Raw genomic sequence first — 7,397 nt, 5'->3', positions numbered from 1 at the left:
CACGCCCCCCCGCACCCCACGGTGCGCCCCCGCCCCCCGCGCCCCCCGCGCGTAGACCCCCTCCCCCTGCGGGATCACCGGTCCGCGCAGCCCCTCCCGGAAGGCCCCCGCCGGGCCCCCCCGCACGGCGTCCTCGCAGGTCGAACGCCGGCAAGACCGGTGACCCCGTCCCCAATTCGGACCAGTGCACGACCTCCCCTACACTCGAAGGCGTGCCAGTACGTGGTGACGGACTCCTTAATCACGATCTCCTCCCGGGCGAGAAGGGCCCCCAGGACGCCTGCGGCGTCTTCGGTGTCTGGGCTCCGGGCGAAGAGGTCGCCAAGCTCACCTACTTCGGGCTGTACGCCCTCCAACACCGGGGCCAGGAATCCGCGGGTATCGCGGTCAGCAACGGCTCCCAGATCCTCGTCTTCAAGGACATGGGCCTCGTCTCCCAGGTCTTCGACGAGACCTCCCTCAGCTCGCTCCAGGGCCACATCGCCGTCGGTCACGCGCGCTACTCGACCACCGGTGCCTCCGTGTGGGAGAACGCGCAGCCGACCTTCCGCGCCACCGCGCACGGCTCGATCGCCCTCGGCCACAACGGCAACCTCGTGAACACCGCGCGGCTCGCCGAGCTCGTCGCGGCGCTCCCCAAGGAGAACGGCCGCGCGACGCAGGTCGCCGCGACCAACGACACCGACCTCGTCACCGCGCTCCTCGCCGGGCAGACGGCCGAGGACGGCACCCCGCTCACCGTGGAACAGGCCGCCCCGCGCGTCCTCCCGCACGTCAAGGGTGCCTTCTCGCTCGTCTTCATGGACGAGCACACGCTCTACGCCGCCCGTGACCCGCAGGGCATCCGCCCGCTCGTCCTCGGCCGCCTGGAGCGCGGCTGGGTCGTCGCGAGCGAGTCCGCCGCGCTCGACATCTGCGGCGCGAGCTTCGTCCGCGAGATCGAGCCGGGCGAGATGGTCGCGATCGACGAGAACGGCCTGCGCACGAGCCGCTTCGCGGACGCCCGCCCCAAGGGCTGCGTCTTCGAGTACGTGTACCTGGCGCGCCCCGACACCGACATCGCCGGGCGCAACGTCTACCTCAGCCGCGTCGAGATGGGCCGCCGCCTCGCCAGGGAGGCCGCCGTCGAGGCCGACCTGGTGATAGCGACCCCGGAGTCCGGGACGCCCGCCGCGATCGGCTACGCCGAGGAGAGCGGCATCCCCTTCGGCAACGGCCTGGTGAAGAACGCCTACGTGGGCCGCACCTTCATCCAGCCCTCGCAGACGATCCGCCAGCTCGGCATCCGCCTCAAGCTCAACCCGCTCAAGGAAGTCATCCGGGGCAAGCGCCTCGTCGTCGTGGACGACTCGATCGTGCGCGGCAACACGCAGCGCGCGCTCGTCCGGATGCTCCGCGAGGCCGGGGCCGCCGAGGTGCACGTACGGATCTCCTCGCCGCCCGTGAAGTGGCCGTGCTTCTTCGGCATCGACTTCGCGACCCGCGCCGAGCTGATCGCCAACGGGATGACCCCCGACGAGATCGGCGCCTCGCTCGGCGCCGACTCGCTCTCGTACATCTCGACGGACGCGATGATCGAGGCGACGACGATCCCGAAGGACCGGCTCTGCCGCGCCTGCTTCGACGGCGAGTACCCGATGGACCTGCCCGACCCCGAGCTGCTCGGCAAGCAGCTCCTGGAGACCGAACTGGCCGCCGGGGTCGCCGAGCCCGCCGCGACCGAGGCCCTGCGCCGGCCCTGAGCCGGGCGAGGTGCCGGGGTACGTGCGCGAGCGCGGCCCCCGGCACCGAAGGCGCGGGCCCGCCCTTGCCCGTACGCCCGCACCCGCCCGTACCCCGGCGGCCCGACGCCGCGCGTACGCGAGACCGTGACCGCAAGCCCGCGCGGAGAACCGCCGCCGCCCCGCAGACGAAAGACCTGGATCGCATGTCTCCCACCCCCGCCCAGCCCGCCGGCGCCTCATACAAGTCGGCGGGTGTCGACATCGAGGCCGGTGACCTCGCCGTCGAGCTCATGAAGAAGTGGGTCGCCAAGGCCACCCGCCCGGAGGTCGTCGGCGGCCTCGGCGGCTTCGCCGGGCTCTTCGACGCCTCCGCCCTCAAGCGGTACGAGCGCCCGCTGCTCGCCTCCGCGACCGACGGCGTCGGCACCAAGGTCGACCTCGCCCGCCGGCTCGGCGTCTACGACACCATCGGTCACGACCTCGTCGCGATGGTCATGGACGACATCGTGGTCTGCGGGGCCGAGCCGCTCTTCATGACGGACTACATCTGCGTCGGCAAGGTCCACCCCGAGCGGATCGCGGCGATCGTCAAGGGCATCGCGGAGGGATGCGTCCTCGCCGGCTGCGCCCTCGTCGGCGGCGAGACCGCCGAGCACCCGGGGCTGCTCGGCGCCGACGACTTCGACGTGGCCGGTGCCGGTACGGGAGCGGTCGAGGCCGACCGCGTCCTCGGCGCGGACCGGGTCCGCGAGGGCGACGTCCTCATCGCGATGGCCTCCTCGGGCCTGCACTCCAACGGCTACTCGCTCGTCCGGCACGTCCTCCTGGACCGGGGCGGGCTCTCGCTCGACCGCCGCTTCGAGGACTTCGGCCGCACCCTCGGCGAAGAGCTCCTGGAGCCGACGAAGATCTACTCCCTCGACTGCCTCGCGCTGCTCCGCACGAGTGAGGTCCACGCCTTCTCGCACATCACGGGCGGCGGGCTCGCGGCGAACCTGGCCCGCGTCATCCCGGACCACCTGCACGCGCGGCTCGACCGCGCCACCTGGGCGCCCGCACCCGTCTTCGGCCTCGTCGGCCGGACCGGTGACGTGGCCCGCGAGGAGCTGGAGAAGACCCTCAACATGGGTGTCGGCATGATCGCCGCCGTGCCGGCCGAAGCGGTCGAGCCGGCGCTCGCGACCCTCGCCGACCGGGGCGTGGACGCCTGGGTCGCCGGTGAGGTCGTGGCCCGCGGCGCGCACACCGAGGGCGCGGCCCTCACCGGGGAGTACGCCAAGTGACACACGGGCGCGGCGGTCGCACGACGGCACACCCGGTGACCCGGGTGCCGCCGCGCCCGCGGTGCCGCTCTCGGTTGTGGTTCTCCACCACGACGTACGGGACGCACGTGCCGTTGCCGGCTACGCGGCGTCGCCGCTACCGCTCGGGGACAGCAGTAAACCCGGTCCGGGTCGTAGCCCGGACCGGGTACCGCGAGACCGCGAGGTCAAGCGTCGTGGTGGCGGGAGGGGGACGGAGACTGCCCGTCCGCCTCGTCCTCGTCGTCGTCGGCGTCGTAACGATCCGCGTACTGCGCGTACGGGTCGTCTTCCTCGTCGTCCTCGAACGGCTTGCCGTTCGGAGGCTGACTCGACGTCGAAGCGCCCAGCTCGTTGGCCAGACGCGAGAGGTCAGTCCCGCCGCTGTTGTACTTCAGCTGGCGGGCGACCTTCGTCTGCTTGGCCTTGGCCCGGCCGCGCCCCATGGCTCGACCCCCTCGGTGACGGGGCTCGACGGCCCCAGAGTCTTGACACGCGTTCATGTATCCGGGACGGCACTCCGTGATGAGAGGCCGTGTCCGTAGTGGTTCCACGGTACCTGCTCCGACGGGCATCCGGTACGCCGCCCGTGACGGCGGGGCCGCCGAGAGGGCGGTACGGGTGATCGTCGTCGCTGGTCAACGCCGATTTTAGCCTGATCTGGACGGGCGACCCGCCGGACGGGGTGAGTTCCGTCTCGGGCTGGGATCCGCACGTGCGCGTTCAGCCCCTCAGGGGTCCCCCGGCCGGAGGCCGGGGAGCGGCGTCCGGGCGGAGTCCCGTGAGGTCACCCCGCGGACGAGGGCGCCGGCACCACCGCCGCCCCCGCCCGCATCCGCTCCTCCGCGAGCCGGTCCGCCGCCACCGCCGGCGGCACGCCGTCCGCCTTCGCGCTCGCGAACACTTCGCGGACCGTGTCGTAGATGCCCGCCGTCTTCGCCTTGCACCGCTCGAAGTCGAAGCCGCCGCCCTGCTCCGCCGCCACCTGGATGACGCCGCCCGCGTTCACGACGTAGTCGGGCGCGTACAGGATGCCCCGGTCCGCGAGGTCCTTGCCGACGCCGGGGTGGGCGAGCTGGTTGTTCGCCGCGCCGCAGACGAGAGCCGCGGTCAGCGCCGGGACGCTCGTCTCGTTCAGCGCGCCGCCGAGCGCGCACGGCGCGTAGACGTCGAGCCCCGGCGTACGGATCAGCGCCTCCGTGTCCGCGACGACCCGGACCCGGCCCGCGTGCCGCGCGGCCACCTCCCGCACCGCCGCCTCGCGCACGTCCGTCACGACGACCTCGGCCCCGTCCCCGACGAGGTGGTCCACGAGGTGATGCCCGACCTTCCCGATCCCGGCGATCCCGACCGTGCGGCCCGCGAGCGCGGGCGCGCCCCACAGCTCGGCGGCGCCCGCGCGCATCCCCTGGAAGACGCCGTAGGCGGTGAGCACCGAGGAGTCGCCCGCGCCGCCGTTCTCGGGGGAGCGGCCCGTCGTCCACGGGTTGGTCCGCGCCACCACGTCCATGTCGGCCACGTACGTGCCGACGTCGCAGGCCGTCACGTACCGGCCGCCGAGCGAGGCGACCGCGCGGCCGTAGGCGAGGAGCAGGTCCTCGGTCTTGTCGTGCGCGGGATCGCCGATGATGACGGCCTTGCCGCCGCCCTGCCGCAGCCCCGCCATCGCGTTCTTGTACGACATGCCGCGCGAGAGCCGCAGCGCGTCGGCGAGGGCTTCGGCCTCGCTCGCGTAGGCGTGGAAGCGGGTCCCGCCCAGGGCGGGACCGAGGGCGGTGGAGTGGACGGCGATGATCGCCTTGAGGCCGCTCGCGCGGTCCTGGCAGAGCACGACCTGCTCGTGCCCGCCGGCGTCGCCGGAGGTGGTCTCGGGGTGGAAGAGGCCGCGCAGAACGCCGTTGTCCGTGTCGGTCACTGTGGTGACTCCTCGATGCTGGGTCCGCTTGCGCCGCCGCGCGTGTGCGGTGGCGAACGTCCCGCCCCCGCATGGGTGGTTGGGGACGGTCCGGCACGAGCGTAGGACGTACCGCGCCGCCCCGCGCCGGACGTGGCGGGGATCACCCGGGAGGGTGAGGGACCCGCGTGGCACGATGGGCGGGACGGTGTCGTCGCACGGGTGCCCCGCGGGGCGTCCGCGCGCGCGGGTGCCCGGGCGGGTTTTCCTGACGCGGGACCGGGGAGGGAGGAAGCGTGCCCAAGGTGTCCTCGCTGAGCGTCCCGTACGCCGCCTACCTCCGTGTCTACGAGCCGCTCGCCGCTTTCCCCGGCCCCGAGCGCGAGTACTGGGAGCGGTACGCGCGCGGCCCCGAACTCCCCTCCTGCCAGGACGAGTTGCGCCGTTCACTCGCGGATCTGCTGCCGACCCCGCCCATCCCGGTGCCCGTCCACGAGAGCGGCGAGGCGTTCGTCGCGGACGTGGACGGGGTGGTGTGCGTGTGCCCCTGGCGGACCCGGCTGCGCGGCTGGCAGGCGCTCGGCTCCCTCGCGGAGGAGCTTCCCGCGCCCGTGCTCGACGCGGCGCTGCCCGAGGTGGTGCGCAAGCAGGCGATGGCCGATTTCGATCGGTGGCTCAGCCGCAATCCGGACGCCCGTCCCTGGATTCGCACCGGCCGCTGGCAGGTCCCGCTGAGCTGGTTCGCGCTCGTCGCGGACGCCGAGCGCGAGTGGCTGCCCGAGCTGCCCCGGCTGCGCTACCGGACGCCGATGGTCGAGGCCCGCCGCCGCGTCGCGCGCGGGCTCAAGGCGCTGCGGGACACCGTCGAGGACGGGGCGCTCGTCGACGGGCTCATCGACGTGGGGAGCTGGCTGGAGGACTTCCACCCGCGCTCCCTGGTCGAGCTGGACTACGGCGGGCTCGTCCACGCGCTCGCGGCGGACGGCCTGGACGAGGACCACTCGGCGGCCGACATGGCGGCGGCGCTCGCGGGCCTGCGCGACGACGAGCCGGAGGCGGCGGCCGAGGCGTACGGGCGCCTGGTGGAGCGGTGGCGCGCGGTGCGCGAGCGGCAGTTCGCGAACTGAGCGGCGCGGGCGCCGGGCGGCGACGCGGGGGGCGGGCGCCGTCTCGGGGGGCGCGGGGGACGCGGCGGTGGGCGTCGGCCCGGGGGCGCGGCGGGGTGCGCGTGTTCGCGAGTGTTCGCGAACCGGGAAGCCGGGGCCGTGCCGGGACCCTCGCGTGGGCGTGGGACCTGCGGCTCTCGCGCGTTCGCGCGTCCCTGCGTACTCTTCACTTCCGCGCACACGGTGAACACTTCCGAGTCGATCCGCGTGCGCGGGAGTTGACGGTTCCGTCCGGCCCGGCGCCAGATCGGGGCAAGCGGGGTGATCCGTGACGGATCGCACGTAGAGGGCCCCTTGCGGCCTTCCCCCCTCCTCGTGCCAAAATAGGACAAGGAGCCCCGAGCGGGCTCCTTCCGTTCGCTTGTGGGCGGTTTGTCGTGCCTCGTCCGGGAAAGTACTTTCGTGGGGGGTGTGGTGGTCGGCGATGGTGCTGTGACTGATCGTTACGGATAGATAACTGTCCGCTATGACACAGTCCATCGGCTTCCGTCGCTGATGGCCGCCTGGGAGGGCAATTCCATCGGTTTGGCCGACGCGGCTGGACGGATGGTGTAGTTGTAGTGCCGAGGACAAGCCGTTCGTCCTATAACCGACTCGACCTTCGTCCGCCCATTTCGGGCAACGTGGGTCAAGGTGCAGAATTTAGAGGAATGAACCGAGAAGGTTCGGTTCTCCCGAGGAGGCCGCTCATGACCGCTCGCACCCCTGACGCCGAGGCCCTGCTGACCCCGGCTGAGGTCGCCACGATGTTCCGCGTCGACCCCAAGACGGTCACGCGCTGGGCGAAGGCCGGCAAGCTCACGTCGATCCGCACGCTCGGCGGGCACCGCCGTTACCGCGAGGCCGAGGTTCGCGCCCTGCTGGCGGGTATCCCCCAGCAGCGCAGCGAGTCCTGATCGCGCGGCGAAACGCGCTCTACCGGGCGTTTCGGGTCCCCAAACCCGTTCCGCCCCGCTCCACAGCTCCATATCCGACGTCGGCCGCCTGCCCCAACAGGCGCCTTTGCCGCAAGTCTTGGGTACGTCATCGGCCGCGCTGGACTCCGCCGGGTCCAGCGCGGTTTTTTGTTGCCCGCGCCCGCCGCCCCTCCCCGTGATCCGCCGGGCCCGGTCCGGTGCCGCTCCCGCTCCCTCCCGCGCGCTGTCGCGGCGGGGTGTGCGGACGTGTGCGGACCGGGTGCTCCAGGCGGCGATCGGCGGGCGGTCGCGTGGCAAAGTGTGCGGTCATGCCGGAGGACTATTCACCGCCATGCATGACGGTGCAATTGCACATATTAAATTGACCTCATGTAGGCACGGGTTAAGTCCCACCT

At 72.7% G+C, this 7,397-nt stretch carries 6 protein-coding genes; 4 read left to right on the top strand and 2 right to left on the bottom strand.

Features of this window, described 5'->3' with window-relative positions; genetic code table 11:
* Window positions 1–212: 212 nt before the first annotated feature.
* Window positions 213–1,742 (top strand): amidophosphoribosyltransferase, encoded by a 1,530-nt coding sequence (purF, locus tag SSBG_RS13430; protein WP_008746675.1) that lies wholly within the window; start codon window positions 213–215, stop codon window positions 1,740–1,742.
* A 185-nt stretch (window positions 1,743–1,927) separates the two neighbouring features.
* Window positions 1,928–3,007 carry a phosphoribosylformylglycinamidine cyclo-ligase gene (purM, locus tag SSBG_RS13425; RefSeq protein WP_008746674.1) on the top strand — a complete coding sequence of 360 codons (1,080 nt, stop codon included), beginning with the start codon at window positions 1,928–1,930 and terminating at the stop codon, window positions 3,005–3,007.
* Window positions 3,008–3,213: 206 nt separating this feature from the next.
* On the opposite strand, the gene SSBG_RS13420 is transcribed toward purM, so the two are convergent.
* The gene (locus SSBG_RS13420) at window positions 3,214–3,471 is read right to left on the bottom strand and encodes a DUF3073 domain-containing protein (RefSeq protein WP_008746673.1); all 258 of its coding nucleotides are present in this window, start codon (window positions 3,469–3,471) and stop codon (window positions 3,214–3,216) included.
* Window positions 3,472–3,812: 341 nt separating this feature from the next.
* A complete protein-coding gene (locus tag SSBG_RS13415) occupies window positions 3,813–4,940 on the bottom strand; it encodes a Leu/Phe/Val dehydrogenase (RefSeq protein ID WP_008746672.1) in 1,128 nt (375 codons plus the stop codon).
* 275 nt (window positions 4,941–5,215) lie between these two features.
* Between SSBG_RS13415 and SSBG_RS13410 the strand changes: the two genes are divergently transcribed.
* Together SSBG_RS13410 and bldC are read left to right on the top strand one after the other, a co-directional pair.
* The gene (locus tag SSBG_RS13410) at window positions 5,216–6,046 is read left to right on the top strand and encodes a hypothetical protein (RefSeq protein WP_008746671.1); all 831 of its coding nucleotides are present in this window, start codon (window positions 5,216–5,218) and stop codon (window positions 6,044–6,046) included.
* A gap of 728 nt (window positions 6,047–6,774) precedes the next feature.
* Window positions 6,775–6,981, top strand: coding sequence for a developmental transcriptional regulator BldC (bldC, locus tag SSBG_RS13405; RefSeq protein WP_007824215.1), 207 nt, complete (start codon window positions 6,775–6,777; stop codon window positions 6,979–6,981).
* Window positions 6,982–7,397 lie beyond the last annotated feature (416 nt).

Origin of the sequence: Streptomyces sp. SPB074 (genome assembly GCF_000154905.1) — a bacterium.
Lineage (GTDB): Bacteria > Actinomycetota > Actinomycetes > Streptomycetales > Streptomycetaceae > Streptomyces.
The sequence above is the reverse complement of the archived record's forward strand: the minus strand, read 5'-3'. Positions and strand labels throughout refer to the sequence as shown.

What these genes read in the sequence shown, in the direction of transcription:
- SSBG_RS13420 (WP_008746673.1), bottom strand. Translation starts at nt 3,471, where the DNA reads ATGGGGCGCGGCCGGGCCAAGGCCAAGCAGACGAAGGTCGCCCGCCAG.
- bldC (WP_007824215.1), top strand. Translation starts at nt 6,775, where the DNA reads ATGACCGCTCGCACCCCTGACGCCGAGGCCCTGCTGACCCCGGCTGAG.
- purM (WP_008746674.1), top strand. Translation starts at nt 1,928, where the DNA reads ATGTCTCCCACCCCCGCCCAGCCCGCCGGCGCCTCATACAAGTCGGCG.